The sequence below is a fragment of the Paenibacillus sp. UMB7766-LJ446 genome (assembly GCF_030226665.1).
GTDB classification, from domain to species: domain Bacteria; phylum Bacillota; class Bacilli; order Paenibacillales; family Paenibacillaceae; genus Paenibacillus; species Paenibacillus vandeheii.
The window spans coordinates 81,834-107,830 of record NZ_JASOYM010000008.1 but is presented as its reverse complement, the minus strand read 5'-3'; the positions used below and the strand labels follow the sequence as shown (position 1 = coordinate 107,830).

Below are 25,997 nucleotides of genomic sequence, written 5' to 3'. Positions count from 1 at the left end.
TGTTCATGCGCAAACGCATATCGCGTTATTCTTCGTCCATACCTTGTCCGGCACAGGCATACAATACATAATGTCAGCCGGATTAACGGTCTGGGCGGCCGGGCAACCGATATCCTGCAATTGCTCTGTAACCCCTAATTCGGGGCATACGGATATGCACCGGTATCAAGAGCCGGCATGAATGCCGCATGGAGACTGGTGCCAATGATGGAATGCCGCAGCTCACAGCGTTGCCAAAAAAGCAGACCACCGACCTCTAAGGCCGGTTTTTTCTCCGGCTACCCCGCGGCAACAGCCTGTTCACCACTGTATTATGGACTATTCAACATTGTACTATATTAGACAGGAGAAATAAATAAAGTTTTTGGATCAGTTGACGAAGCTTTTTTCAATATGATATTATATTCAAGTATTGTTTTATGCAGGTTTAGTAATGGAAATGATCCGGCTATGCCGGCTTGAACACACCATTAGCTACTGGAACCTGGCCATTGCGGTCAGGAAGAACAATTTTAGTCCTTATGGAATGACATTCGTGTCTCCGGAGGGCAACTGGTTATTTTAGGATAGGAGGTGTAATCTATGTCTCGCAAATGTTATGTGACAGGTAAGAAACCGGGCACCGGTAACCACGTATCCCACGCTAACAACCGTAACCGTCGTTCTTGGGGCGTAAACGTTCAGAAGGTCCGTATTCTCGTGAACGGTAAACCAAAACGTGTATACGTAAGCACCCGTGCACTGAAAGCCGGTAAAGTGACTCGCGTATAATCACGCACAGCTACTATAAATCGGGTAAGCAAAAAGCACCTTGTTCCTTGCAGGTGCTTTTTTGGTATTCAGAAATAAAATCATGAATACACACATCAGCATGTGAATGGCCGCCGCATGGCGCTTCGCAGGTCCGAATTCCAGATGATCCTGAAGCCAAAGCGGCGGTATTCGCCAATGTAACCATTTAATCATGTCAGTTCTTTTGAAACGTATTAAGAATTGCCTTTACAAACCCTCCCAAAAACTTCGGCAGTTTGAATGTGTAAAATTTCATACTTCACCCTCCCCATCATGCTCATGCATCCGCCGTATCCTATGCTCCAGGCCTTCTTTACGTTAAACACGACAAAAAAGGCTACATGAGAAACCTGCTCATGTAACCATATTTATGCGGAACCCTCTGTCCCTATTCCACAATGACGAGCCCGGTTATCAGGTCATTTAGGTTTGGGTAGGGATATATTGATAGACAGCTATCATGAATACACTCAATAAGTAATACAGTATGCTGAATATCACAAAAGTAACCCGAAGTCCTGTACGGTCAAATTTGCGGAAGTACATAATGACAACACCAACCCCGATCAATGACGTAATCGCATTATAAGGGGATTGAATAACCGCAAACATAGCCAGCACCAGTCCCGTAACGAGACTTGCAGCCATTGTCCACAGCGTCTCCTTGAGGTTCATGCTCAGCCTCCGTAGCTACTGCGAATTTCGGCAATCGCGGCAGACCGATCTTCACGTCCAAATACAGCACTTCCCGCAACAAGCACATCCGCTCCCGCTTCAACCACAAGTGGAGCCGTGTCTGCAGCAATACCGCCGTCCACTTCAATATGCACATCATGACGTCCTTTTTCGTTCAGCCAGCTGCGAATTTGCTTGATTTTGTTCATGGTGCCGGAGATGAAAGCCTGTCCACCAAAACCTGGATTTACGGTCATGACAAGCACCATATCCACATCGTCCAGCACTTCCTGAATAGCACTCGCCGGAGTTCCCGGATTAAGGGCAACCCCTGCTTTGACTCCCTGCTCCTTGATCAGATGAATAACCCGGTGCAGATGCACACAAGCCTCGGCATGAACCGTAATGACGGCAGCACCAGCTTTCGCGAATTCCTCGACATAACGCTCCGGATTCTCAATCATCAAATGAACATCAAGTGGCAAGCTTGTATGTGGAGCGATCGCTTTTACAATCGCAGGTCCAAGCGTAATATTAGGGACGAAATGACCGTCCATGACATCAACATGAATCCAGTCTCCGCCAGCAGCTTGGGCTTCCGCCACTTCCGCGCCGAGACGGGCAAAATCCGCAGATAAAATAGATGGGGCAATTTTAATCATGTTAGTACCTCCGCTTCTTGTCTTTCATTTCTGTAAGGAATTGTTCGTAATGGTGATAACGGCTTTCGGAGATCATTCCCTCCGCTTTGGCTGCAAGCACTCGGCAACCTGGTTCATGCGTATGCGTACAGCCTCGAAACTTACACTGGTCCGCATATTGAGCGAACTCCCGGAAACAAGTGGATAGCTCCTCCACACCAATCTCCAGAAAGTCCAGTTGGCTGAATCCCGGCGTATCGGCGACAAAGCCACCATTATCCAGGGGTATGAGCTCCACGTGTCTGGTGGTGTGTTTCCCTCGGCCTAGACGCATACTGATTGCACTGGTCTCCAGCGTCAGGCCTGGCATCAAGGCGTTTAGCATGGAAGATTTACCTACACCGGATTGCCCAGAGAATACACTAATCTTGCCGGCAAGACGCTTCTTGAGCTGTTCATTGCCTTCACCAGTTCGTGAACTGGTCGAGATAACTTCATATCCGATCTGCTCGTATAATGCCTTTACTTCGGCTACTGTATCACGTGCATCGTTTTCCGGATCAGCCAGGTCCTGCTTGGTGAGCACAATCAGTGCATCCAGTCCGGCTTGCTCGATATGTACCAGGAATTTGTCCAGCAGATTGAGATTCATGTCCGGTTCCTTAACGGAAAATAACAGAACAGCCAGACTTACATTGGCTACCGGGGGACGAATCAACTCCGTCTCACGTTTTCGAATCTCATCTACTGTTCCTTCCCCGTTCTCTGTCAGCATATAGCTGACTCGGTCACCCACAAGCGGTGAGGTACCTCGTTTTCTGAAGATGCCTCTGGCCCGGCATTGAACGGCGGAGCCTTCAACCGAAGGCACCCCGCTGTCTTCCAGTGGCATGACATAATAGTAACCGCTTAGCGCTTTAACGATGATACCTTCTGGCATAGCTCCGTCGCCCTCCTTTAATTTACAGTACATCTACCCTGAACGTCAGCAATAAGCCGCCCTTATGGACGGCTTGATGCGTTAACGACTTCCTTTTTCTTATCTTTTCCCTTGACGTGACCATTACCGTTCTTCATCGCAGAAGTATCTGCCTCTTCGTTGTCCCCTTCACCCTCTACAGGTGTATCCGGTTCACCTTCCTGATGTGTATCCACGGTGCCTTCGTCATCGCCACCGCCACCTTGATCAGGCTCCTCCGTTGTTGGAGGCGGCTCTGCACCCTTCTCGGGCTCAATGGTAGGCACAACTACCGTTCCGTTTTTGGCTTCACTATAGGACACCAGATACGTATCCAGGAATTGGCCATCCCGGTAGACAGAGACAACACCATCGACGTTTGGAGCCAGAATAAGCGGAATTGTCAACATCTGGGCAGACTTGATTGTCCGGGTTCCCCATTCCTGACTTTTGCCACGAGCATCTTCGAAAGTAATTCGAATTTTGCTGCTCTTTCCTACTTCTTTTGGCGAGACGTTAATGTTATAGGTGTAGTTCAATGCCTCTGGCGGATATCCAGTACTAATGAAAATGGTAATTTTATCACCAGGATTCACGTCTGTACCAGCTTCCACAGGCCATTGTTGTGTCACTTTGCCTTTATCTACGGTGTAACTCGGTTCTTCCTGAACCTGTGCAAGGACTAAGCCAGCGGATTTAAGTATACTCTCCGCCTCACTTCGAGTGTGATTTTTCAAGTCAGGCATTTTTACTGTTTTGGAGCCTTGGCTCACAGTCAGAACAATTTCAGTCGCTTCGGGATCAAATTCTTCATTGACTCCTGGGGTCTGGGAGATCACGTTCCCGGATGCAATGTCATTCGAGAAATCATCCTTCCGTTTGATCTGATCCCCATTGATACCAAGAGCGATCAACTTCTTGACAGCCTCATCATAGGTATTGCCTTCAACACTGATCATTTTGGTCAGTTCTTTTTCAGCCCCGACACTCAGCTGGACCTCAGAGCCTTCTTTGACGATATCGCCTTCATCCCTGCTCTGATCGAATACAATACCGGGCTCAATGCCTTCCTTGTACTCCCGGATGACATTATCACTGACAACAAGTCCGTTATCCTGCAGCATTTGACGAGCCTTTTCTTCGGTCTGACTCACAACATTGGGCACCTTCACATCAGGCACAACAAGCATGCCTCTCACGTACCATACAACTCCAACCATCGCGATAAGAATAAGCACCGTCAACGAGATCAGCAGCGCTGGCTTCTTCCAATTCTTTGTTTTGGGTTTGCCCTTGTTGTGATCATCGTCAGACTCTATCACGGGTGCAGCACCTGTAGATGTAACCCCTCGTGGCTCCGGCTTGATCGCCGGCATGACACGTGTCTGATCGATATCATCCTCATCCGGAAAATCAATCTTCGCTTCATTACGTCTTTCCGGCATCAGGCAGGTTTCCAGATCTGTCTGCATTTCTTTCGCAGATTGGTATCGCTCCTGCGGATTTTTGCGCATGGATTTCAGAATAACGTTCTCAACGCTTTGCGGAATCAGCGGATTGAATTTGCGCGGTTCATCAAACTCTTCCTGTAAATGCTTCAAAGCAACGCTGATCGGACTTTCTCCCAGGAACGGAAGCTGCCCAGTTAGCATTTGATAGAGTACGATACCAAGAGAATATAAGTCCGATTTCTCGCCAGTCACAATGCCTTTGGCATGCTCAGGTGAGAAGTAATGAACGGAACCGACTACCGAGCCGGTCTGTGTAATCGTTGTGGACGTAACCGCACGGGCTATCCCGAAATCTGTTACTTTCACACGACCATTACGGCCAATTAAAATATTATGGGGTTTGATATCCCGATGAATGATCTGATTATGATGTGCATGATCGAGAGCATCTGCAATCTGGGAGCCGATTCGAACCGCTTCGTCCACCTGCAAAGGCGCCCGTTCTTTAATAATTTCATTCAGGTTTTTGCCTTCGACATACTCCATAACAATGTAATGAACTTCATCTTCCTGACCCACATCATAGATACTGACCACGTTAGGGTGAGACAGCGATGCTGCGGATTGTGCTTCCCTGCGGAAACGGCGAATAAATTCTTCGTCGTGGACAAATTGCTGTCTTAACACTTTGATGGCAACATTCCGGTTGAGCAACAGATCCTGGGCCTTATACACAAGAGCCATGCCGCCGCCGCCGACACGCTCGATCACTTCATAGCGTCCGCCTAGCTGGTGCCCAATCATGACTCACACCCCGTTTCCGATATCACGGAACCTTCCTTTTGCAGTTCAAACAAAGCTATCGTGATATTGTCATCTCCACCCGCAAGCAAAGCCAGCTGAAGTAAGCGATCAGCCCGATCTTCCAACGCCAGTTCCAGATTACCTGCGACCTGAATGATCTGCTCATTGCTGACCAGATTACTAAGCCCGTCGCTGCACAAGAGAAGAACTTCGCCTTCTTCCAGCTTGACGGTATCCAGATCCACCTTCACTTCAGCATCTGTCCCAAGTGCACGTGTGAGCACATTGCGACGCGGATGATGAGAGACATCTTCTTTGCTGATCTGACCATTTTTGAACAATTCATTCACCAGTGTATGGTCCTCGGTCAACTGGATCACATGTTTATTTGCAATTTTGTATGCCCTGCTGTCACCGATGTGACCAATAACGCCTTCCGTATCATTCAGCAATGCCGCAACTACGGTGGTCCCCATGTTATGGTAATTATCATCCGTAGACGCCGTTCGGAAGATCACTTCGTTGGCATGCAAAATAGCATCGCTCAATGCGGCTGACAAAGACGCATGTGAAAGACCCGGCTCAAGTGTCCCCAGATCCTGCACCAACGTCTCGACCGCCAGACGGCTCGCCGTATCTCCTGCAAGATGACCGCCCATACCATCGGCAACAATACCCAGAATATAACCTGTATCGAGATTTCGAATCCAGGCTGAATCTTCATTCACCGAACGCACCCGTCCGATATGGCTCACATGAACTGTTTTGATCAAAACGTTCTCACCTCAACTCCATATGCTTTGCACGAAGCTGACCGCAAGCGGCAGCAATATCATGTCCCTGTTCACGACGAATGGTTACATTAACACCCTGCTCCGAGAGAATCTTCTGAAAATTGAAAATGTCGCTTCTGGATGTTCTTACGTACTTGCGCTCAGGTACATGGTTGACCGGAATCAGGTTTACGTGGCACAGCATGTTCTTAAGCACGCCTGCCAATTCTGCCGCATGTTCCGGCTGATCATTCACACCGCCGATAAGTGCGTACTCAAACGTAATTCTGCGACCCGTTTTAGCCAAATAATAACGCAAAGACTCCATTACATCTTCGAAAGGAAAACGGCGGTTTACCGGCATCAACTTGGAACGCAAAGCATCATTTGGCGCATGGATGGAAATCGCCAGGTTAATCTGCGTATCTTCATCTGCAAATTTATAGATGTTCGGTACGATTCCACTTGTAGACACGGTGATATGGCGCTGACCGATATTCAGCCCTTTTTCGTGAATCATGATCCGCAGGAACGTCATCGTGGCTTCATAGTTTTCAAAAGGCTCCCCTGAACCCATGATCACGATACTGCTGACCCGCTCACCGCGTTCATCCAGAATTTTTTGGGCTTGCACAACCTGAGCGACAATTTCGCCAGCTGTAAGGTTACGCTTGAGTCCGCCCAGCGTGGAGGCACAGAACGTACAGCCAATCCGGCAGCCAACCTGTGTCGTTACACAGATGCTGTTACCATAGTTGTGCTTCATGATAACTGTTTCGATCGCATGTTCATCATGCAAACCAAACAGGAATTTCACTGTTCCATCCTTGGATTCAAACTTCGTAATTTCAGTAAGTGTAACAAATTCAAATTGTTCAGTCAGCTTTTCACGGAGCGCTTTGGACAGATTCGTCATTTCACTGAAATCATTCACACGTTTCACATAAATCCAGTCGAAGATCTGACCACCGCGAAATGCCGGTTCCCCGTTCTCAATAGCCCATTGTTGCAGCTCCTCCAGGGAATAATCATATATAAAAGGTTTCATTTTGTTGTCAACACCTATTCCTTCTTTTCTTTTCGTTTGGCTTCCTTTTTTTCGTTCCATTCGTCCTATTCTATCACAAAGACCACTTTACATCCATGTATACCCTTGATGCCTTTACTTCATGCATTATAACACCTCAATGCCTGCCTCGCACCCTATCATCACTTTTAACTGATTATTAACCTTCAGTCTTATCACAAAGAAATCCGCCGAAGTTCCCCTCGGCGGCTGTCCTTCAGTGCTCTATTAAACTGTTAATCCGCTATCCTTGTCAACCTGGCAATGAAAAAACCGTCACTGTGAGCGTACTGTGGCAGAATCTGCACACCACCGTTCACAACCTTCCACTCGGCTGTTTCCATACCAGACCAGGCTGACTCTTCAGCCGCCCTGTATTCCGGATGCCGGTCCAAAAAGTCAGCAACCCTATGCTCGTTCTCCGCAGGCTCGATTGTACACGTGCTATATACCAGAATACCACCTGGCTTTAATAGTGGTGCAACTCGATCCAGCAGTTCACGCTGCAGATTGGAGATATCCTGAATGTCTTCAGCAGTTTTGGTCCATTTGACATCCGGCTTGCGGCGAATAACACCCAGACCGGAACACGGCGCATCCAGCAGGATGCGGTCAAACGTTGCCTCTGGATAACGCTCATCCAGATCAAGGGCATCACCTGTCACCGCATCAATACAGCTGAGTCCGAGACGATCTGCCTGATCCATGATCAACTGACGTTTATGAGCATGTACATCATTGGCAACAATCCGTCCACGGTCCTGCATTTTCTCTGCCATATGGGCTGTCTTGCCACCAGGAGCTGCACAGCAGTCCAGTACCGTCTCACCTTCCTCAGGTCCAACAGCCTCAGCTACAAGCATCGAACTCTCATCCTGTACGGATAATAGGCCATCCCGATACCAGGACGTAAGTGCCATATTACCACCACTGCGAACGAGAATGCCGTCGGGACTAAGCCGGGAAGGTTCCACGACTGCCCCCGTGCTCTCCATCTCTTGCATCATTTTCTCGCGTGTCGTCATTGTCGTGTTCACACGAACACTAACCGCAGGCGGCTCATTATTTGCACGACAGATCGCTTCCGCTTTCTCTTCGCCATATTGACTGATCCAGCGTTCAACCATCCACAGCGGGTGAGAGTGCTCAAGTGAGATACGTTCAGCAGCAGGCAGATGTTCGGGAATTCGCAGTTCATCCCGATTGCGGATCATGTTCCGCAGAACACCGTTCACCATGCCGGAGATACCCTGATGTCCCAATTTCTTAGCCAAATTGACAGCTTCACTCACCACGGCGTGTTCCGGAATACGGTCCAGATACAGCATCTGATATACGCTAATGCGCAGCAAGCTGCGAACCCAGGGTTGCAGTTTGGATACACCTTTGGCTACGTATCTTTCCAAAAAATAATCAAGGGTATTCCGTCGCGCGATCGTACCATAGACCAGTTCTGTTGCCAGTCCAGCATCTGCCGGACTAAGCTCGGCTTCCTTCAAACGCCGGTTCAGCTCAAGGTTGCTGTAAGCCCCTTCTTGCTCAACGGCGCTGAGCACCTTCACTGCGAGTGCACGCGCGGAGGTTTTGGGCCGCGGAGTGCGTGAGACACCATTTGCAGCGGACTGGGATGCAGACCTGTTCCCTGCACCACCAGATTTCCCGGAGTTTGGACGACCCTGGTTTCCTCCGCGCCCGGATGTATTTCCTGCGACTTTATGACCAGTTCCTGACGGGCGGCCCGGTGTATTTCCGCTCATTGCAGCACCGTTCCCGGTTTCAGGGTTCCGCCACGTGCAAAGTCAGCAGCTTGCATTACCTTTTTACCCGCAGGCTGAACCTCAGTAAGCCAGAGAGAACCGTCACCTGTGCGAACTTCAATACCATTCTTGCCCAATTGTAATACCGTTCCCGGCTCGGCTTGTCCAGCATCGGAAGACGTGAGTAGATCCGCCTGCCTCGGATTTGCTGCTGCCCAGACCTTGAAGACCTGCTCATCCCACATCGTAAATGCACCCGAGAACGGTACAAGACCGCGAATTTGATTGAACAATTCACGCGACGTTCGATTCCAGTCCATCTTCTCGTCATCCCGAGTCAGATTGCGAGCATACGAAGCCTCGGCTTCATCCTGAGGGACAGCCGTTGTTTCGCCTGCAACCAGACGCGGCATTTCTTCCTGAAGCAATTTGGAGCCTGCTTCACTAAGCTTCACAAACATGGAGCCTGATGTATCTTCATCCGTAATCGCCACTTCCACACGTGAGATCATATCCCCCGTATCCAGGCCTTCCGCCATGAACATCAGCGTAACTCCCGTCACCGACTCTCCATTAATAATGGAACGTTGAATCGGGGCGCCACCGCGATATTTGGGCAAAAGAGAACCATGCACGTTCACACAACCACGAACGGGCATATCCAGCACAGCTTTGGGCAGAATCTGCCCAAAAGCCGCAGTCACAATCAGATCCGGTTTCCATTCAGCCAATCGGGCTACAGCTTCTGGAGCACGCAGTTTCACTGGTTGAAATACAGGCAGGCCGTGGCGTTCTGCCGCAGCCTTGACTGGTGTTGGTGTAAGCACCTTTTTGCGGCCCTGTGGTTTATCCGGCTGTGTCACTACACCAACCACGTTATATCCCTCGGCGATAAGCATGTCGAGAGACGGAACTGCAAATTCAGGCGTTCCCATAAAAACAATATTCAAATCAATCACTCCTTAGTTACGACGCGGCCCGGTTTGATCGGCTGCAATTTCGTACACCTTTTCAGCAATATCCGTAAAGAGTACGCCATCCAAATGGTCAATCTCATGCTGGAACGCACGAGACAACAAGCCACTTCCCGTAATAATCAGTTCTTTGCCTTCACGGTCCAGTCCCTTTACGGTAACCGTCTCAAAACGACGCACATCACCGTTAATTCCAGGGATACTCAAGCAGCCTTCGGGTCCAAATTGCTCTCCCTCGCTCGAAATGATCTCCGGATTGATCATCTTGATCAGGCCCTGCTCATCTCCGCAATCAATCACAATGAGGCGCTTCAAAATACCAACCTGTGGTGCAGCAAGACCTACGCCTTCTGCGTCATACATTGTATCTGCCATATCATCCAGCAGCTTCTGAACATTCGGTGTAACTTTAGTTACTTCTTTAGCTCTTTTGTGTAGCACATCATCCGGTTCTTTCACGATAATACGAATCGACATGTTGTAAGCACCTTCCTAATCCTCATCATAATTTCAGGACATCAGGCTCATTCAAAAACAAGTACTGATTTTCTGCTATGTAGCAGGTATCAAAAACTGATTTTAAAGATCGAGCCATCATTCATGTTGTTTTTAATCTATGTTTATACCGCTTGTTTGCATCCGCATTTTACTACAAAATGCTTACATTAACATTTGCGGGTCTACATCCAGACTAATTTGCAGCTTCTGCGCCTGAACATCGTCGTCCATACGCCGGGCCGTCGCGAGCGCCAGTCCAATGGCGTCGACATCCCCCCGCCATTTTATCATACATTGGAATCGGTATCTATTCTTGATCCGAGGAATGGGCGATGCTACCGGGCCCAACACGTCAAAGGCTTCATTGCTGAAACGATCCAGACTTCCCAGCCAGCCAGCCGCATTCGCCTTTTCTTTCAATATTCGTGTGTAGTTCTCTGCCAGCCGGATCAGTACCGGAAGCTGTTCATGCGAGAATGTCACCAGAATCAGACGACAGTATGGCGGGTACTGCAAATTGCGCCGATGCAATAATTCCTCACGGACAAACGAAACATAGTCATGCTGGCTCGCATGCCCAATCGAATAGTGCTCTGGTGTGTAGGACTGAACAAATACTTCACCCGGCAGTTGATGTCGACCTGCACGGCCCGCCACTTGAGTGAGCAGCTGAAATGTTTTTTCGGCAGCCCGGAAATCAGGCAAATTGAGTGCCGAGTCCGCTGTTATAACACCAACCAGGGTGACATCCGGAAAATCAAGCCCTTTGGCGACCATCTGGGTCCCCAGCAGAACGTCTGCCTTTTTCTCACGAAACTGCTTCAACAGCTTCTCATGTGACCCTTTTTCGCTCGTTGTATCCACGTCCATCCGAATAACGCGAATACCCGGGAACAGCTTGGCCAATTCTTCCTCTACCCGCTGTGTACCCGTACCGAAATATCGAATATGCTCACTGCCGCAATCCGGACATACCTCTGGTGCTGCTTCCGCATATCCACAATAGTGACAACGAAGATTGTTGGAGCGCTGATGATAGGTTAGTGAAATATCACACTCGGGACAGCCTGCAACGTATCCACAACTGCGACACATCACAAAGGTGGAATATCCGCGTCGATTCAGCAGAAGCACCGTCTGTTCCCCACGCTCCAACCGCTCCTCCAGCCCTTTGTGCAAGGCGCGGCTGAACATCGAGCGATTTCCATCCTTCAGCTCTTCCCGCATATCAACAATCCGCACCTCTGGCAGCTTGTTCCCCAGTGCGCGGGTAGGCATCTCCAGCAAAAGTGGTGCAAAATCATCATTACTCTGTGAACGCGCAGCATAGTAACTTTCCAGCGAGGGTGTCGCCGAACCAAGAACAACGACCGCCTGATGCTGCTGTGCTCTTTTTACCGCTACATCACGGGCATGATATTTCGGGGTTTCTTCCTGTTTATATGAAGTCTCATGCTCCTCGTCCATAATGATCAGGCCAAGACGACTGAATGGAGCAAAAACGGCTGACCGGGCACCAATGGCAACCGTCACCTGGCCTTCCCGAATTTTACGCCACTCATCATAACGCTCTCCGCCAGACAGACGACTGTGCATCACAGCGACCTGATCGCCAAAGCGTCCTTTGAAACGCTCCACCATCTGCGGTGTCAGCGCAATCTCAGGTACAAGCACAATCGCCTGTCGATCCTGTTCAATACAGCGCTGAATGGTCTGAAGGTAGACTTCCGTCTTGCCGCTGCCTGTTACACCATGAAGCAAAAAGACGCCATGGCGTCTCTCCTGCAATCGACCATTGATATTGTTATACACATGCTGCTGCTCGTCGGTCAGATTCAGTGGCTCCGTCGCACGGAACTTACGGCCCTGATAGGGATCACGAAAGACTTCGACGTCCTCCGTTACAACCAACCCTTTCTCCTCCAGCCCTTTGACTGTAGCCGCTGATACCTGAAGTGTAGCCAGCAATTCTTTCATCGCCATGGGCAGCAGTTCTTTCATCTCCAGCAAAAAAGCCAGAACTTCCTTCTGCCGCTGGGCCTTTGCAGGAAACGAATTCAACGCCTCTTCCGCAGCTGCCACATCCACAGCCAGATCAATTGACTTCATCGTTTTTTTATTCAGCTTGTCCTTGATCGCCTGGCTTTCCAGCAGGACACCACTAAGTAACAACTTCTTGATCAGCGCAGCATGATTGGGGTACTTGCGACTCAGTTGTTGTAAGGGAACCTGCCCACGACTCTTCACAAAACGAATAATATCTTGCTGCACTTTCTCTGATGTCGATTCCTCTCCCCACACAAAAAGGACTTCTTCACCAGACTCCGAACCAGCCTTTTGTCCGTCAAGACCATCTCCAAGCGAAATATACCGTTCCGCTTTGCCTTTCAGCGCGGTCGGCACCATCACCTGCAAAGACAAAATGCGGTTGCTGGCATAACGCTCACTCATCCATTCGGCCAATTCCACCAAATCTTCAGACAACGGTGGAACGATATCCAACAGCTCCTGAATCGGTTTGAGTTTGAAAGACTCCGCACCCGTACGAGGCACCAAATCAATGACAAACCCCTGCACCGTCCGATGACCAAAAGGTACACCTACCCTGCTGCCAATCTCAATCCATTCACGCATGGATTCCGGCACCAGATAATCAAAGGGCCGGTCCGTCTGCTTCACAGGAACATCGACAATAACCTTGGCGATCTCCATATTAATTCCTCCCGGCAATGCGCTCCGCCGCAATTGAAAGCAACCGGCGAGCGACCTCTTCCTTCGCCACCATCTGAAGCTCTTCCACCAATCCTTCACGGTCATAAATGTGCACCGCGTTGGTATCTGTTCCAAATCCGACACCCGCCCGGGTGACATCATTGGCTACGATCAGATCACAGTTTTTCCGTTCCAGTTTCTCACGAGCATACATTTCCATCGAATTCGTCTCGGCTGCAAAACCAATCAAAAACTGATGGCTCTTCTGCTTGCCCAATGTTTCAAGAATATCTATATTTTTAACAAGTTCAAGCGATAACGTATCGCCTTTCTTCTTGATTTTCTCCGTGTACACTTCCTTGGGGCGATAATCCGCAACAGCTGCCGCCTTAACAACGATATCTGCATCATCCCATTGGCCCGCTACCGCATCATACATATCCTGCGCTGACTTTACCGGGATTACATGTACATTCGCTGGTGGCTGAACCTGGGTATTTCCCATAACCAAGGTTACATCCGCTCCCAGATCACGCGCAACCGCTGCAATGGCAAAACCCATTTTCCCAGAAGAATCATTGGTAATATATCTCACTGGATCAATGCGTTCAATGGTACCTCCTGCAGTGACCACAACCTTCTTGCCACTTAACAAAGAAAGCTGTTCATTGCGTTCCCGTTTGGCAGACTCCTGCTGTTCAAAAAAACGTTCGACCACATCGACAATCGTTTCCGGCTCTTCCAAACGACCTTTGCCCACATAGCCACACGCCAGCTGTCCTTCACCCGGTTCAATCATCATCGTTCCGCGCTCGGTTAACAGGCACATATTATGCTGTACAGCCGGATGATCATACATATGTACATTCATCGCTGGCGCAATCATCACCGGTGCCGTGGTTGCAAGCAGGGTTGTGGAGAGCATATCATCGGCCATGCCATGTGCCATTTTGGCAATTACATTTGCCGTTGCCGGAGCAACCAAAACAAGATCGGCCATATCGGCCAGATGGATATGCGAGACCACGGAAGGCTCCCGCTCATCAAATGTATCACTATATACTACATTTCGGGTCAAGGTTTGCAGCGTTAATTCGGTAATAAACTGTTTGGCGGAATTCGTCATAATGACATGAACGTCCGCTCCTTTTTGCACCAGCCTGCTGCATAATGTAGCCGCCTTGTATGCGGCTATGCCGCCAGTCACACCAAGCACGATTTTTTTACCGTTCAACATGGTTATCCCCCCGATATATACTACATTTAAAAGGATGAATAGAGAAAAAAATAACAACCTCGCGGTTGTCAAATAAATCCGGCTTACGCCGTATGCAGTTGAAGAGCAGCCGCAGGCGGCTTACTCTTCTTCCTCTTCGTCCTGTCCTTTGATGACAACGAGCAGATCACCATAAATTTCTTCAAGTGCAACGCCAACCTGTTTATGGGATCTGGCATTTCTCAAATCCGTTTTCTCACCTTCACGAAGCTGTCTGGCACGGCGGGAAGCGGCAACAACAAGAGAATACTTGCTGTCGACTTTGTTCATCATTTCATCAATAGAAGGATACAGCATATTTACAAAACACCTCTTTGCATTAGTATAATCACAATTGCCCGCCTGACGGAATCATGGTGCTCCGCTGGTTACGCTAATCAGATTGGAACTGCTCTACCTATATATCCTATGTCAGCAGCTCCACTGATTATCGCATTTTGCGGCGGCAAATGGATTATTTATTGATCTTACAATGTTCGGCGATAATGATGCTTTCTATTCGTTTACACGCCAAATCAATTTCATCATTAACGACAGCGTAATCATACTGCTCCAGCAGACTGATCTCATCTACCGCGACGGACATCCGATGATCAATCGTCGCCTGACTTTCCGTACCACGGCCCTGAATGCGATCTTTAAGCTCGTCCAATGAAGGAGGCAACAGAAATACAAAGATCCCCTCCGGGAACTTTTCTTTCACTTTTAACGCGCCTTGAACTTCAATCTCAAGAATGATGTCCCGGCCTTCGTTAATCGTTTTCTCCACAAAATCACGCGGTGTTCCGTAATAGTTCCCAACATATTCTGCGTGTTCCAGCAATTGATCTTCAGCAATCATGTTCAGGAATTCTTCATGGCTTCTGAAGAAATAATTGACGCCATGTTCCTCACCCAGACGAGGCTGACGAGTCGTTGCCGATACAGAATAAATCAATTCCGGCACCCGTTTGCGCAAAGCGCTGCATACTGTACCCTTCCCGACCCCAGATGGGCCGGACAACACTACCAGTAATCCCTTAGACATATTACACTCCATTTTATTCGTCGTTGTCATCATCTTTCGAAGAAAGACGATGGGCGACCGTTTCTGGCTGAACCGCAGACAGAATGACATGATCGCTATCCGTAATAATAACGGCACGAGTACGTCTTCCGTACGTTGCGTCTATCAGCATATGACGGTCTCTTGCCTCTTGTATAATCCTCTTGATCGGCGCAGATTCCGGACTCACGATGGATATAATCCGGTTCGCCGATACGATGTTACCGAATCCAATGTTAATGAGTTTGATTGCCATAATCAGGTTCTTCCCCCTATACATGCGACTCTTTGCCGAAATATGACCGTTCATTCGATATTCGCCGCTTGCTCACGAATCTTCTCCAGTTCCGCCTTCATCTCGACAACACGGTTCACCAGAGCCAAATGGTTGGCTTTTGATCCAATCGTATTAACTTCCCTATTCATTTCCTGAATAAGAAAGTCCAACTTGCGGCCTACTGGCTCATCACTTTTCAGCAGTTCCCTGCTCTGTCCAAAGTGACTCAGTAGACGCGTAAGCTCTTCCTCTATGTTAGAACGATCGGCAAACATAGCAATTTCCATACCCAATTTATGCTCGTCAAAAGGGAAAGAGCCTTCTTCCTGCATTTCCGTAAGTCGTTGTCTTAACTTGTTGCGATGATCGCTCACCACAGTCGGCGCAAGATCAAGCATCTCGGTATGCAGTGATTCCAGACGACTGATTCGTCGTTCCAGATCACTGGCCAGATGAAGACCCTCGCGGGCGCGCATCTGTTCCAGACCGGACAAAGCCTCTTCCAACCCCTGCTGCAGGACACGCTCCCATTTGTCCTTCTGCTCTTCCGGAAGCGAACTCGTCCCATCCGAATGAACCATGACCTCTGGAAGTGCCAGCATATCCATAATGCTCGGTTTGCCCTGCATACCATAGCGGCTCTCCAATTGCTCTGCGGCCTGAAGATAGGCCCTGACCGCCTGCTCATTCAGAACAGCGGGAAGAGCCTGGTCTTCATCTTTTTCTTTCATTACATAAACATCAATCCGCCCACGTTTCAATCGGCTCTGTACCTTTTTCCTCAATCCATCTTCATAACACGTCCACTCTCTCGGGAGACGCATCATCACTTCGCAATAACGATGATTGACAGACTTGATTTCCAATTGTACCTTATAGCCTCCAAAATGAAAGGCGGATTGACCGTATCCGGTCATACTGAATGACATCGGCATCACATCCGTTACACTATTGTAATTGATTATTAGGGTTGAAACAAGTAGGACATTGATGCTCCGACTTCTCCCACACATATTGGGTCAGTTCGGCCGTCATACTATAGAACATAAATGGAGTCATGAGATAGATTCCTTTAAAGTGCGCTGTTGCTACATCCAGAAGCTCCTTGGCGATCTTCACACCCATGGCCCGACCTTCTTCACCTTCGAGACCGGCCATCCGGGAGCGCACTTCATCCGACAGCTGAATACCTGGAACCTCATTATGCAGATATTCTGCATTTCGGCCACTGGCTAGCGGCATCACCCCTACAAAGATCGGCACATCCAGATGCTTGGTCGCTTCATGCATGGCTACGATTAGTTCGGGATCGTATATCGGCTGCGTCATAATATAATCGGCTCCGGAAGCCATTTTTTTCTCAAGCCGCTGTACGGCTTTATCCAGATGTTTCACATTCGGGTTAAATGCGGCACCAATAACAAAGCCTGCCTTCTGCTTAAGTGGTTTACCGGAGAAGGACACGCCGTCGTTCAACTGCTTGATCATACGTATAATTTCAAAAGAAGTCAGATCGTATACCGAGCTCGATCCGGGTAAGTCACCAAATCGTGCAGGGTCACCTGTTACAGCGAGTACATGATTAATGCCGAGAGCATCAAACCCCATCATGTGCGACTGTGTCCCGATCAGATTCCGGTCACGACATGCAATATGCACCAGGGGGCGCAATCCAGTGCGATCCTGAACCAGATGGCCGAGAGCCATATTACTCATCCGGGTAACCGCCAGGGAATTATCCGCCAATGTTAACGCATCTGCACCAGCCGCTTTCAGTGTCTCGGCACCTTTCATAAATTTCGCAATGTCGAGATCACGCGGAGGGTCAAGTTCGACGATGACCGTATGGCGTTGTTTGACCAGATCCACAATCGTAGGCTGCCCACCTCGTCCAGAGCGTTCATCTACATTCTCATGCAGGATAATACGCGGTTTTGACTCGGATGGATCTGGTTCCAGTATCGGCACAGGTGTGTATTCAACAAGAGCCTTTGCAATGGCCGAGATATGATCAGGCGTCGTACCACAGCATCCTCCAATGATACGCGCACCCAGATCAGCGAATTGCACGGCAGTCTGCCCGAAGTATTCCGGGGACGCTCCATAACGGAACTGACCATCGACGTAGTCCGCTGCACCCGCATTCGGGTATACGGACATCGGGATTCCGATACGGCCTGACACTGTTTCCATCGCGCGCATAATTCCGTTTGGACCGGAACGGCAGTTAAAACCAATAACGTCAGCCCCTTGCTCACGCATGATACGGAAAGCTTCAGGCATTGTATATCCGTCCAGTGTGTGCCCTACATCCTCAACAGCAAACTGTCCAATTACCGGTAGATCACTCAACTTGCGTGCCTGCAGAAGGGCGATATCCATCTCCTCAATATCATAGAAGGTTTCGAGCAGAATGCCGTCAACTCCTTCATCGAGCAGCGCAAAAATTTGTTGTTGGTAGAAACGCTTCAATTCACTCGTTGAAACGTTCGTCCGCTTCCCTCCACGGATGGAACCAACCGCACCCAGAACATAACCGTTCGCACCAGCTACTTCTTTGGCAATGCGCACACCGGCACGGTTAACATCCTCCACCTTGGACTCCAGACCAAACTTGGACAACTTGTCGTAATTGGCAGAGTACGTATTCGTTTCGTGAATTTCCGTACCCGCATCGCGATAACGACGATGCACATCTGCCACTACTTCAGGTGAAATCAAGTTCAGCTCTTCATAAGAAATCCCTACCGGGAATCCCATCTGATACAGGAATGTTCCCATTGCCCCATCCCCAATGAGGACCCGTTCCTGCATTACACTCCGCAAATCCGCCTTCATCCCTTTTCCCCCTGCCTGACTGATCATTTCATACTAATGTAACACAAAAAACATCTGAAAACGAAGAAAAACACAGGTTTTTCGTGAAATCCAGTCTCCATAACCATCTGAACCAGTAGGAATTCTCATATTAATGCAAAAAAAGAGGCCTTAGGCCTCCTCATTTAAACGTCTTCTTTACGAAATGACTCCTTTGAAAACAACTTCAGCAGGTCCAGTCATGTAAACGTGGTTGTCGGCTTCGCTCCACTCAATATGAAGATCGCCGCCCTTGAGGCTGATCACCGCTGTTCGATCTGTATGTCCGTTCAGAACGGAGGATACCAGGGTTGCGCAAGCTCCAGTTCCACAGGCGAGTGTCGGCCCAGCACCGCGTTCCCACACACGCATGTCCACATATCCGCGATCGCGAACCGTTGCGAACTCTACATTGATTTTTTTCGGGAACATGGGATGAACTTCAAGAAGTGGTCCCCATGTCGAGAGATCAAAATTCACAGCATCCTCCACATAGATAACTGCGTGAGGATTACCCATGGATACAGCCGTAAATTTGAACTCCTGTCCATTGGCTTCAATGGAATGATCCACCACCGGATTGGCATCGACAGTTGTTGGAACCTGAAGGCCATTCAGGATAGGCTCTCCCATATCCACACGAACGGTTTCCACATTACCATCTTGAATGTTCAGGCTGACTGGTTGTACACCTGCGCCGATGGTTTCAATTGTAATCTGTTCTTGTGTCACATGGCCGTGATCATATACATATTTGGATACACAGCGGATGGCATTGCCACATTGCTCTGCTTCCGAACCGTCCGAGTTCATGATGCGCATCTGAAAATCCGCCTTCTCCGAAGGCAGTATATAAACCAGGCCATCCGCACCGATGCCGAAAAATCGATTGCACCATTTTACAGCCAATTCTGCTGCATCAGCCGGAAGCTGTTTCTCTCCAAATACAACAATAAAATCGTTGCCGAGTCCATGCATTTTTGTAAATTCCATCATCTTGCCCACTCCTTTTGGCAGTCTGCTGCCAAAGCGTTATTCTTGCTCCTCTACAGGATACCCCAGGAACATCCATATCCAACATTCCCCAATAGAAAAAGCTATCCTGCAAAATGCCGAGGATTCTCGCCTCGAATCATTTTGAGGATAGCATAACGAAAACGATAAGCAATTGCTATTGATTTTATGCCGAAAACTTTGTACTTTTCGGTACGAAGCGCCCAGGGCCCATCCGGCGACGGTTGCGGCGACCTCCCCACACGCTGCCAATTCCCATGAGGAAGGTCGGAATACCTGCGGCAACGATGGAAATGGCCCATTCACGCATACCCAGTGGTACTGTTTTGAAGATAGGCTGCAATGGTTCTACATACATAACCGCCAGCATTAGCACGACGGATGAAATGACTGCAAAAACCAGGTACTTGTTCTGCAATGGATTCCGATGGAAAATGGAACGGGAACTCCGGCAGTCAAATACATGAATGAGCTGCGCCAACACGAGAGTAGCAAAGGCCACAGATTGAGCTTTAATGAGCTGACCCGGTTGATCTGGTGCAGCCTGTAGGGTGAGCCAGAACGCGCCGAGTGTACAAAGTCCGATCAATACACCCCGACTGACGATTTTCCAGCCCAGTCGTCTGGCAAAAATATTTTCCTTGGAGCCACGCGGCTTATGTTCCATCAGATCTTTTTCCGGCTGATCCACACCGAGCGCCATCGCTGGCAATCCATCCGTCACCAGGTTAACCCATAGAATCTGGATCGGCACAAGTGGCAATGGCAAACCCATCATCATCGCGAAAAACATCGTTAAAATCTCGCCTACATTCGATGCCAGCAAATACCGGATAAACTTGCGAATGTTCTCATAAATATTACGCCCTTCTTCGATTGCAGCTACTATGGTAGAAAAATTATCATCACTCAGAATTAATGCCGATGCTTCCTTTGTCACATCCGTGCCTGTAATCCCCATCGCAATACCGATATCTGCTGCTTTGATGGCCGGTGCGTCGTTCACACCATCTCCGGTCATTGCTACGACATGTCCTTTGCGCTGCAATGATTTCACAATTCGCAGTTTGTGCTCAGGCGATACTCGTGAGAATACGTAGATGCCCTCCACCTGTTTATCCAGCTGCTCGTCCGTCATGCCCGCCAATTGCTGGCCGCTAAGGGAAGACCCACCCCGGGGGAGGATACCCAGCTGCTGGGCGATCGCCTCTGCCGTCGTGCCATGATCGCCGGTAATCATAACGGTACGTATGCCTGCTCTGCGGCAAGTGGCAATGGCATCCCGTGCCTCACGTCGCGGTGGATCAATCATGCCTGCAAGTCCGACAAAGACGAGTTGGTGCTCGGCAGCATGCTCATTCTCCACTTTTTCTTCCGGCCGTACATCGCGATAAGCCATCCCGAGAACCCGCAGCGCAGCCCCAGCCATGCTCTCATTCGCCGCCATGACTTTCTGCCGCAGTGTTCCTGTGAATGGTACAACATTGCCTTCCCACAAAATGTAGCTGCAATGCCCAATCAGCACATCCGGTGCACCTTTGGTGTAGATCATGCGCCCACCCTGATGATGAACCAGAACAGACATCCGTTTCCGATCAGAGTCGAACGGGAATTCCTGCTCACGTGCATATAACTCTTTGAGCCCAGCAGGGGTAAGACCCATTTTGGAAGCCAGTGTTACAAGGGCCCCTTCCGTAGGATCGCCTTTCAGCTCCCATATGACGCTGTCTTCCTTGACCGTTTCATTAATATGCTCTTTGTTTGCTTCTTTCTTTGCTTCTTTCTTTGCTTCTTTCTTTGCTTCTTTCTTTGCTTCTTTCTTTGCTTCTTTCTTTGCTTCTTTCTTACTATCCTTTTTCGTCTCTTTGCCTTTCTTTTTGTTCCGCATCTCATCCGCAACACTCTCGATAATACTGGCATTATTGCATAGTGCACTGATTTGGAGCATTCTTCGCAATGTTTGATCACTCTTCAGCTCCAAGGTACGACCATTCTCCAGCATCTGCCCTTCCGGAGCATAACCATCCCCGGTTACCTTGATGCTGCGTCCCTCCAGCCACACGTCCGTAACTGTCATCTTGTTTTGGGTCAACGTACCCGTTTTATCCGAACAGATGACCGAGGCACAACCAAGGGTTTCCACGGAAGGAAGCTTGCGTACAATCGCTTTGCGCTTGATCATGCGCTGTACACCCAGAGCTAGCGCAATCGTTACAATCGCTGGCAGCCCCTCTGGTATGGCAGCGACTGCGAGGCTGACCCCTGCCAGAAACATGCCTACTGCCGGTTGTCCATGCAGAATACCTGCAACAACAACCATGACGGTTAATCCAAGCGCGACAAAAATCAAAATTTTACCCAACTGCTCCAATCTGTGTTGCAGCGGTGTTTCCTGTTCCTCTGTATTCTGGATCAGATCGGCGATTTTGCCCATCTCTGTATCCATGCCAGTTCGAACTACAACGCCCTTAGCCGTACCGCGAGTGACCATCGTCCCCATAAATCCAATGTTCTTCTGATCTCCAAGCGGCACGTCATCTGCAGCTATGGGATGGCAATGTTTGCTTACAGGAACTGATTCCCCGGTCAGTGCAGATTCCTCCACATCGAGGCTGTTCGTGGACAGCCAGCGCACATCGGCAGGTATGCGATCACCGCTCTCCACAAGCACGATATCCCCTGGCACCAGAAGCTTGGCCGCAAGATGTACCTCCTGACCCGACCTGAGCACTTTGGCCAGTGGTGCCGACAATTGTTTCAGTGCACGAAGGGAACGCTCTGCCCGGAATTCCTGCACAAAACCAAGAATGGCATTAAGCACGATAATGGCAACAATCGTTACAGCATCCAAATATTCTCCAAGCAATCCGGACACCAGTGTGGCCCCCATCAACACCAGAACCATGAAATCCTTAAATTGATTAAGCAATAATGTAATTGGAGATATGCGCTTTCCTTCACTCAGTTCATTCGAACCTGCGTCTTTCCTCTTCTCTGTTGCAGTCTCTTCAGTTAACCCGTCCTCGAGACTGACGCCAAGAGTGTTGCGAAGCTCTTCAACGCTTAGTTGATGCCACTTGGTATGTTCCATGCTTCAAAATTCCCTCCCAGTCTGTATTTCCTCTGTAAAACGTCACACATACTACACCGGCTATGTTAATCAACAGGTTGTACGCGATGCCGGACAAACTACCTGCTCTATATGTATTCGGACAGGACCCTAATTAGCACCCGATGGCGAATCCTTTCCCTGATGGGCAGAATAAGCTAAAATAAAGGTCTGTGGTTATAAACGCAGGGGAAATCCGATTTTTGCTGTGCAAACGAATACGAATCTGCAACGGGTTCTTTTTTACATATCCCGGTGTTCATTTCAGTTATAGATAGAGAGGACGTTGAAAAAAATGGCATTGGACGGCATCGTAACACGAGCCATCGTACATGAACTGCAAGGCTGCAAGGGCGGACGGATCAGCAAAATACATCAACCTAACGGCCATGATGTTGTTTTGACCCTCCGTGCTCAGCGTGGAAATAGCAAATTGCTAATTTCGGCCAGCCCAACATATCCGCGTGTGCACTTTACAGAGAAAACGTTTGTTAATCCTACTGAAGCTCCGATGTTCTGCATGCTGCTCCGCAAGCACTGTGAAGGAGCGATCATTGAGGAGATTCGTCAGATTGGCATGGAGCGGATTATCCATATTGACGTGCGTCAGCGCGATGAGCTTGGTGATGTTTCGGTCAAACGGATCATCATTGAACTGATGGGACGTCACAGTAATATTGTTCTGGTCGATCCGATAACGGGAACGATTCTGGATGGTATTCACCACGTAACTCCGTCCATCAGCAGTTACCGGGTCATTATGCCTGGATTTTCGTACACTGAACCACCAGAGCAGCATAAGAGCAATCCACTGGAAGTGAGCAGCACTGAATTCGAAAATAGCTATACTGCTGCTGAAGAAGAGGCCTCTCGTTGGCTGGTAAATTCATTCAGCGGTCTTAGTCCGCTGATCGCAGGAGAGATTACCTCTCGGGTATCTGCCGATCCAGGAGCTGATCAAGCTGCAAGCGAAGGGGATGCTCGAATCGAAGCCGATGCCCTATGGAATGCTTTTGAGTCCATCATGGGGACAGTTAGAGATAACAGCTACACGCCTGTGACCGGGCTGAATGCCAAAGGCAAAATGATTTTCTCAGCCGTTCAGCTTCAAAGCATTCAGGACGCGGAGAAAACCTATGACACGATGAGCAAGTGTATGGAGGATTATTACGGAGACAAGGCTGAGCGGGATACGGTCAAGCAAAGAGTGAGCGATCTGCTGCGTTTTCTGCAAAATGAGCGCAGTAAAAACATCAAAAAGCTGGACAACTTGAACAAGGATCTGCTGGAAGCCGACGATGCGGATAAATTCAGATTATGGGGTGAGCTGCTGTTTGCCTCCCTGCATCAGGTTAGTAAAGGGGACAAAAGTGTGGAGCTTGTGAACTTCTATGATGAAGACCAAGCCAACATTACCATTCAGCTTGACCCATTACTAACTCCGTCTGACAACGCACAGCGTTATTTCAAGCGATATAACAAATATAAGAACAGTCTGGCTGTTATTCATGAGCAACTTGGTAAAACGAAAGACGAGATCGACTATCTCGACAATCTGCTGCAGCAGCTGTCTATCGCATCCATGAACGACATCGAGGAAATTCGTGAGGAGCTTGTACAACAGGGGTATCTTCGTGACCGCAACAAAAAAGGCAAAAAGAAAAAGAAAAACGACCGACCTACAGTGCATCAGTTTACTTCTTCGGAGGGAATTGAACTTCTCGTAGGCAAAAACAATCTGCAAAATGAGTACGTCACCAACCGTCTGGCTTCTTCCAATGACACCTGGTTGCATACCAAAGACATCCCGGGTTCACACGTCGTCATTCGCAGCACAGACTTTGGCGAAGCTACCCTGGAAGAAGCTGCTCAACTTGCAGCTTACTTCAGTCAGGCCAAAGAATCGAGCAGCGTGCCGGTGGATTACACCTTTATCCGACATGTACGCAAGCCAAGTGGCTCCAAACCAGGCTTTGTCATTTATGACCACCAGAAGACCCTGTTTGTGACGCCGAACGAAGAACTGGTTAAGAGTCTGCCATCCACCATCAAAAATGGATAGAATGCTTGCTTTCGATCCTGTTACACAACGTAAAATCCCCCGGAACAAAAGAATGTTCGGGGGATTTTCTATAAATCAACTTATTACCTATAGCACGATGAAGGCAAACCGCATTGCCATTATGAATGACTTGTTTGTGACGGAAGCTTGGAGCTGATCGAGGCACTTGGGTGAATTATTCCATCACCTAATTATAGTGGATTCAAAAAAAGGACATAGAGACATGGCTAGTGACTAAAGGTCACCCCATTTCTATGTCCTTTTATCATTTTCCCATTCCATTTCGCACGGTAACAACCGATTTCTTCTATCCCAATCTCTCACAATAGATGAAAAGTTTCCAAATCAAGACTTTCCAGCTGCAGCGCGAAGCTTATCGAGCACATCAATGGATACAGTTTTGCTACCCAGATCTCCGTGGAAAACTACTCCTTGTCTTACTCCATGGTAATCAGAACCACCCGTCTGAATGAGTCCAAATTCCTGTGCCAACTCCGCATATCTGTGCTCTTCTTCCGGTCCGTGATCCGAATGAACCACTTCAATCCCGTCAGGATGGGAGTCCACCAGAATGCGCCGAACCAATTCATCGTCTCCATATAAACCAGGATGGGCAATAACCGCAGCACCACCCGCATCTTTAATCCATTGGCATGCATCTTCCGGTGCAACTCGGGGAACCGACACAAATCCAGGTTGGCCTTCAGCCAGATAACGATTGAACGCATCCCTCATATCAGCGGCATATCCTTTCCGTACCAACACATCGGCCATATGAGGTCTACCGATGCTTTCATCCGGTTCCAGCGGTCGGCCAAGGCCATCAATGACTTCCTGCCAGCTAATTTCAAGTCCAAGCTCTTGCAGCTTGGCAATGATCAGATGATTGCGTTCTTCCCTCGCTTCCCGAAGCCCGTGCAGTCGCTCCAGAAATTGCTTATCTTCTGTATTCACATAATACCCCAGCACATGAATATCCTTGCCACCCGCGCGAGTACTGATCTCTACTCCTGCAACAACGTCAATCCCATATTCACGGCCAGCCCGCTGTGCCTCAGCTACACCCGCTACTGTATCGTGATCCGTCAGTGCAACCGCAGACAGTCCTCTTTGTTTGGCGAGCTTCACATTCTCGGCAGGTGGCTGCATTCCGTCCGAAGCTTGGCTATGGGTATGAAGATCACAACGTCCTTTATGATGATTCATAAATAACAACTCCCTTTAATCGGCTCATTATAGGTCAGACCATTGCAATTT

The 25,997-nt window shown here is 48.9% G+C and carries 23 protein-coding genes; 2 read left to right on the top strand and 21 right to left on the bottom strand.

Annotated elements, in window-relative coordinates:
* Window positions 1–582: 582 nt before the first annotated feature.
* Entirely contained in the window at window positions 583–771 is a 189-nt protein-coding gene (rpmB, locus tag QP794_RS19920; protein WP_024631107.1) for a 50S ribosomal protein L28, read from the top strand.
* Here rpmB and QP794_RS19915 read toward each other — a convergent pair whose 3' ends face one another.
* The 20 genes from QP794_RS19915 to QP794_RS19820 form a co-directional block, all read right to left on the bottom strand.
* Entirely contained in the window at window positions 772–966 is a 195-nt protein-coding gene (locus tag QP794_RS19915) for a hypothetical protein (RefSeq protein ID WP_024631108.1), read from the bottom strand.
* A 1-nt stretch (window position 967) separates the two neighbouring features.
* Window positions 968–1,048 carry a stage V sporulation protein SpoVM gene (gene spoVM, locus QP794_RS19910; protein WP_019424875.1) on the bottom strand — a complete coding sequence of 27 codons (81 nt, stop codon included), beginning with the start codon at window positions 1,046–1,048 and terminating at the stop codon, window positions 968–970.
* A gap of 167 nt (window positions 1,049–1,215) precedes the next feature.
* Window positions 1,216–1,467, bottom strand: coding sequence for a hypothetical protein (locus tag QP794_RS19905; RefSeq protein ID WP_024631109.1), 252 nt, complete (start codon window positions 1,465–1,467; stop codon window positions 1,216–1,218).
* A gap of 2 nt (window positions 1,468–1,469) precedes the next feature.
* Complete coding sequence (gene rpe, locus QP794_RS19900) at window positions 1,470–2,129, bottom strand: ribulose-phosphate 3-epimerase (RefSeq protein WP_285078595.1); 660 nt, start codon at window positions 2,127–2,129, stop codon at window positions 1,470–1,472.
* A gap of 1 nt (window position 2,130) precedes the next feature.
* Window positions 2,131–3,048 (bottom strand): ribosome small subunit-dependent GTPase A, encoded by a 918-nt coding sequence (rsgA, locus tag QP794_RS19895; protein ID WP_285078594.1) that lies wholly within the window; start codon window positions 3,046–3,048, stop codon window positions 2,131–2,133.
* A 62-nt stretch (window positions 3,049–3,110) separates the two neighbouring features.
* Window positions 3,111–5,321 carry a Stk1 family PASTA domain-containing Ser/Thr kinase gene (pknB, locus tag QP794_RS19890; RefSeq protein ID WP_285078593.1) on the bottom strand — a complete coding sequence of 737 codons (2,211 nt, stop codon included), beginning with the start codon at window positions 5,319–5,321 and terminating at the stop codon, window positions 3,111–3,113.
* The gene (locus tag QP794_RS19885) at window positions 5,318–6,094 is read right to left on the bottom strand and encodes a Stp1/IreP family PP2C-type Ser/Thr phosphatase (protein WP_024631113.1); all 777 of its coding nucleotides are present in this window, start codon (window positions 6,092–6,094) and stop codon (window positions 5,318–5,320) included. Before QP794_RS19885 ends, pknB begins: the two co-directional genes overlap by 4 nt.
* A 7-nt stretch (window positions 6,095–6,101) precedes the next feature.
* Window positions 6,102–7,142: a dual-specificity RNA methyltransferase RlmN gene (gene rlmN, locus QP794_RS19880; RefSeq protein ID WP_024631114.1), complete on the bottom strand. Its 1,041-nt coding sequence runs from the start codon at window positions 7,140–7,142 to the stop codon at window positions 6,102–6,104.
* A 254-nt stretch (window positions 7,143–7,396) separates the two neighbouring features.
* Window positions 7,397–8,917 carry a 16S rRNA (cytosine(967)-C(5))-methyltransferase RsmB gene (gene rsmB, locus QP794_RS19875; protein WP_285078592.1) on the bottom strand — a complete coding sequence of 507 codons (1,521 nt, stop codon included), beginning with the start codon at window positions 8,915–8,917 and terminating at the stop codon, window positions 7,397–7,399.
* Window positions 8,914–9,867 (bottom strand): methionyl-tRNA formyltransferase, encoded by a 954-nt coding sequence (fmt, locus tag QP794_RS19870; protein WP_285078591.1) that lies wholly within the window; start codon window positions 9,865–9,867, stop codon window positions 8,914–8,916. The genes rsmB and fmt overlap by 4 nt, the downstream gene beginning before the upstream one ends.
* A 12-nt stretch (window positions 9,868–9,879) precedes the next feature.
* The gene (def, locus tag QP794_RS19865) at window positions 9,880–10,368 is read right to left on the bottom strand and encodes a peptide deformylase (RefSeq protein WP_285078590.1); all 489 of its coding nucleotides are present in this window, start codon (window positions 10,366–10,368) and stop codon (window positions 9,880–9,882) included.
* A gap of 183 nt (window positions 10,369–10,551) precedes the next feature.
* The gene (priA, locus tag QP794_RS19860; RefSeq protein ID WP_285078589.1) at window positions 10,552–13,101 is read right to left on the bottom strand and encodes a primosomal protein N'; all 2,550 of its coding nucleotides are present in this window, start codon (window positions 13,099–13,101) and stop codon (window positions 10,552–10,554) included.
* Window position 13,102: 1 nt separating this feature from the next.
* Window positions 13,103–14,338 (bottom strand): bifunctional phosphopantothenoylcysteine decarboxylase/phosphopantothenate--cysteine ligase CoaBC, encoded by a 1,236-nt coding sequence (coaBC, locus tag QP794_RS19855; RefSeq protein WP_285078588.1) that lies wholly within the window; start codon window positions 14,336–14,338, stop codon window positions 13,103–13,105.
* Window positions 14,339–14,458: 120 nt separating this feature from the next.
* A complete protein-coding gene (gene rpoZ / locus QP794_RS19850) occupies window positions 14,459–14,674 on the bottom strand; it encodes a DNA-directed RNA polymerase subunit omega (RefSeq protein ID WP_024631120.1) in 216 nt (71 codons plus the stop codon).
* Window positions 14,675–14,831: 157 nt separating this feature from the next.
* A complete protein-coding gene (gmk, locus tag QP794_RS19845) occupies window positions 14,832–15,404 on the bottom strand; it encodes a guanylate kinase (protein WP_024631121.1) in 573 nt (190 codons plus the stop codon).
* A gap of 13 nt (window positions 15,405–15,417) precedes the next feature.
* A complete protein-coding gene (gene remA, locus QP794_RS19840) occupies window positions 15,418–15,678 on the bottom strand; it encodes an extracellular matrix/biofilm regulator RemA (protein WP_006209218.1) in 261 nt (86 codons plus the stop codon).
* A 50-nt stretch (window positions 15,679–15,728) separates the two neighbouring features.
* The gene (locus QP794_RS19835; protein ID WP_285078587.1) at window positions 15,729–16,628 is read right to left on the bottom strand and encodes a YicC/YloC family endoribonuclease; all 900 of its coding nucleotides are present in this window, start codon (window positions 16,626–16,628) and stop codon (window positions 15,729–15,731) included.
* 19 nt (window positions 16,629–16,647) lie between these two features.
* A complete protein-coding gene (locus QP794_RS19830) occupies window positions 16,648–18,537 on the bottom strand; it encodes a bifunctional homocysteine S-methyltransferase/methylenetetrahydrofolate reductase (protein ID WP_285078586.1) in 1,890 nt (629 codons plus the stop codon).
* A gap of 177 nt (window positions 18,538–18,714) precedes the next feature.
* Window positions 18,715–19,548, bottom strand: coding sequence for a diaminopimelate epimerase (gene dapF / locus QP794_RS19825; protein WP_285078708.1), 834 nt, complete (start codon window positions 19,546–19,548; stop codon window positions 18,715–18,717).
* A 187-nt stretch (window positions 19,549–19,735) separates the two neighbouring features.
* Window positions 19,736–22,660 carry a cation-translocating P-type ATPase gene (locus tag QP794_RS19820; RefSeq protein ID WP_285078585.1) on the bottom strand — a complete coding sequence of 975 codons (2,925 nt, stop codon included), beginning with the start codon at window positions 22,658–22,660 and terminating at the stop codon, window positions 19,736–19,738.
* Window positions 22,661–22,973: 313 nt separating this feature from the next.
* Here QP794_RS19820 and QP794_RS19815 point away from each other — a divergent pair, with 313 nt between their 5' ends.
* On the top strand, window positions 22,974–24,740 hold the full coding sequence (locus QP794_RS19815) for an Rqc2 family fibronectin-binding protein (protein ID WP_285078584.1): 1,767 nt from the start codon (window positions 22,974–22,976) through the stop codon (window positions 24,738–24,740).
* Between the two features lie 345 nt (window positions 24,741–25,085).
* Here the strand turns inward: QP794_RS19815 and QP794_RS19810 are convergent, their stop codons facing one another.
* The gene (locus tag QP794_RS19810; protein WP_285078583.1) at window positions 25,086–25,946 is read right to left on the bottom strand and encodes a PHP domain-containing protein; all 861 of its coding nucleotides are present in this window, start codon (window positions 25,944–25,946) and stop codon (window positions 25,086–25,088) included.
* Window positions 25,947–25,997 lie beyond the last annotated feature (51 nt).

Excerpts from the sequence above, each read along its gene's own strand:
- rpmB (WP_024631107.1), top strand. The coding sequence starts at position 583 with ATGTCTCGCAAATGTTATGTGACAGGTAAGAAACCGGGCACCGGTAAC.
- QP794_RS19915 (WP_024631108.1), bottom strand. The coding sequence starts at position 966 with ATGATTAAATGGTTACATTGGCGAATACCGCCGCTTTGGCTTCAGGAT.
- spoVM (WP_019424875.1), bottom strand. The coding sequence starts at position 1,048 with ATGAAATTTTACACATTCAAACTGCCGAAGTTTTTGGGAGGGTTTGTA.
- QP794_RS19905 (WP_024631109.1), bottom strand. The coding sequence starts at position 1,467 with ATGAACCTCAAGGAGACGCTGTGGACAATGGCTGCAAGTCTCGTTACG.
- rpe (WP_285078595.1), bottom strand. The coding sequence starts at position 2,129 with ATGATTAAAATTGCCCCATCTATTTTATCTGCGGATTTTGCCCGTCTC.
- rsgA (WP_285078594.1), bottom strand. The coding sequence starts at position 3,048 with ATGCCAGAAGGTATCATCGTTAAAGCGCTAAGCGGTTACTATTATGTC.
- pknB (WP_285078593.1), bottom strand. The coding sequence starts at position 5,321 with ATGATTGGGCACCAGCTAGGCGGACGCTATGAAGTGATCGAGCGTGTC.
- rlmN (WP_024631114.1), bottom strand. The coding sequence starts at position 7,142 with ATGAAACCTTTTATATATGATTATTCCCTGGAGGAGCTGCAACAATGG.
- rsmB (WP_285078592.1), bottom strand. The coding sequence starts at position 8,917 with ATGAGCGGAAATACACCGGGCCGCCCGTCAGGAACTGGTCATAAAGTC.
- def (WP_285078590.1), bottom strand. The coding sequence starts at position 10,368 with ATGTCGATTCGTATTATCGTGAAAGAACCGGATGATGTGCTACACAAA.
- priA (WP_285078589.1), bottom strand. The coding sequence starts at position 13,101 with ATGGAGATCGCCAAGGTTATTGTCGATGTTCCTGTGAAGCAGACGGAC.
- coaBC (WP_285078588.1), bottom strand. The coding sequence starts at position 14,338 with ATGTTGAACGGTAAAAAAATCGTGCTTGGTGTGACTGGCGGCATAGCC.
- rpoZ (WP_024631120.1), bottom strand. The coding sequence starts at position 14,674 with ATGCTGTATCCTTCTATTGATGAAATGATGAACAAAGTCGACAGCAAG.
- gmk (WP_024631121.1), bottom strand. The coding sequence starts at position 15,404 with ATGTCTAAGGGATTACTGGTAGTGTTGTCCGGCCCATCTGGGGTCGGG.
- remA (WP_006209218.1), bottom strand. The coding sequence starts at position 15,678 with ATGGCAATCAAACTCATTAACATTGGATTCGGTAACATCGTATCGGCG.
- QP794_RS19835 (WP_285078587.1), bottom strand. The coding sequence starts at position 16,628 with ATGTCATTCAGTATGACCGGATACGGTCAATCCGCCTTTCATTTTGGA.
- QP794_RS19830 (WP_285078586.1), bottom strand. The coding sequence starts at position 18,537 with ATGAAGGCGGATTTGCGGAGTGTAATGCAGGAACGGGTCCTCATTGGG.
- dapF (WP_285078708.1), bottom strand. The coding sequence starts at position 19,548 with ATGGAATTTACAAAAATGCATGGACTCGGCAACGATTTTATTGTTGTA.
- QP794_RS19820 (WP_285078585.1), bottom strand. The coding sequence starts at position 22,660 with ATGGAACATACCAAGTGGCATCAACTAAGCGTTGAAGAGCTTCGCAAC.
- QP794_RS19815 (WP_285078584.1), top strand. The coding sequence starts at position 22,974 with ATGGCATTGGACGGCATCGTAACACGAGCCATCGTACATGAACTGCAA.
- QP794_RS19810 (WP_285078583.1), bottom strand. The coding sequence starts at position 25,946 with ATGAATCATCATAAAGGACGTTGTGATCTTCATACCCATAGCCAAGCT.